General features: G+C 38.8%; 2 protein-coding genes. Both read right to left on the reverse strand.

All coding sequences use genetic code 11. The annotated features are described in order from the left end of the window. A partial coding sequence (locus A5875_RS03115; RefSeq protein ID WP_176244610.1) for a hypothetical protein occupies nt 1-256 on the reverse strand: 256 nt, incomplete at its 3' end. 3 nt (nt 257-259) lie between these two features. Further along, nucleotides 260-1267, reverse strand: coding sequence for a DMT family transporter (locus A5875_RS03120; protein ID WP_088932247.1), 1008 nt, complete (start codon nt 1265-1267; stop codon nt 260-262). Between the last annotated feature and the right edge of the window lie 280 nt (nt 1268-1547).

Below are 1547 nucleotides of genomic sequence, written 5' to 3' on the forward strand. Positions count from 1 at the left end.
TGATGGTATTAAGACCTTCTTCATTGATTACGTAGTCGATGACTAATTGACCATCTTTGTCGATCTCATATGTGTCCTCATCAATCAACCCATTTTCTTTTAGTGAAAGAAGATGATCTAAAAAGTTGGCATAAGTAAACTGTCTCTCTGATCCGTATTCAGCTTTCAAGCCTTCCATCACTGTATTAATATTATTTTTACTTTCTTGATTACTTCCGATAAAGTGTAAAACTCGGGAACGAATTGGCAGTAGCATCAATTAAGCCTCCTTCTTCTTAATAAAGTCTAACGGATTTACCGAGACGATGATTGCACCTGCAGTAATGACGACCGCACCGATGATCATCATAGGGCTCAAGGAGCTGCGAAGGAATATTACTGAGAAAATCACGCCCCATAATACATAAGTACTATTGATAGACATGCCAGTTGCAACACCCACTTTACTGTTGGCAACATACCACGCAAGGAAAGATCCGGCAGCAAATAGTGCACCTAACGCAATGATCAGGACAAGATTTGGTGCAGCTAATACATCTACAAATAACCCTAAAGATTTAAAGAGAGGCAGCACAACAATAATAAAGACGATACCTGAAACACCTTGGCGAATCGTTATTGCGATATTTGAATCGATCATCGACATACCAAAAGCTGAAAATACACCTTCCATACCCCAGCCAATTGCAGCGATAAAAGCACAAATAATTCCAAAGAAAAAGTTGCTGCCGACAGAGCCGCCGCCATCCATAGAGATCATGATGGCACCCGCGATACAAATTACCATACCGCCGGCTACTCGTTTAGAAATGTCTTGCTTCAAAAACATTTTTGCGAAAATTGCACCAAACATTGGGAATAATGCGGAAATTGGAATAGCTGCCGTACCAGCAGAAGCGATCCCAATCAGATAAGCACCGTTGGCGATAGGTCCTCCGAACAATGCTCCTAAGATAACCATTAGACCTGGGAAAATTGCTAAGCTTCGACCAATTTCTTTGAATCTACCTTTAATTATATTAAACAAGACTAGCCAAATTGCAGCGATAGTATCGTTTAATGCCGAAGCCACAAATGGTGCTGCAAAAAGCCCAGCAGCTCCAATTAAAGGTTCTTTCATCATTGCATAAGCAGAAATGGTACTGTATAAACCAAAAGCGATAGCAGAGATAAATCCCGCTACCAGGCCCTGCCTAGTAAAGGTATCAGTCATTTTTTGTTTCATTGAAAATGCGGGAGACACTTTCTTTTTCAATCTTTCGTCCATTCAATTCACCTCGAAATCAATAGTTAGTGTTTTTACGATATCGAACAAGTAAACGCATACAAGAATTTCATCGTGAAAACATCTACAAACTGATTATAAGACAGATAAGTTCTCTTGCATTATACATTTCGAACTTTATTATGGTAAAAAGAATAGGTGGTGTACGCTGAATTGTACAATTATTACTTTTCTGGATTATCTTTAAAATCTGTCTCTTATACACATCTAGATGTGTATAAGAGACAGGATCTACTGTCTTTCAGATATTTTACGTTATACC

It is taken from the genome of Enterococcus sp. 3H8_DIV0648, from assembly GCF_002140655.1.
Lineage (GTDB): Bacteria > Bacillota > Bacilli > Lactobacillales > Enterococcaceae > Enterococcus_A > Enterococcus_A hulanensis.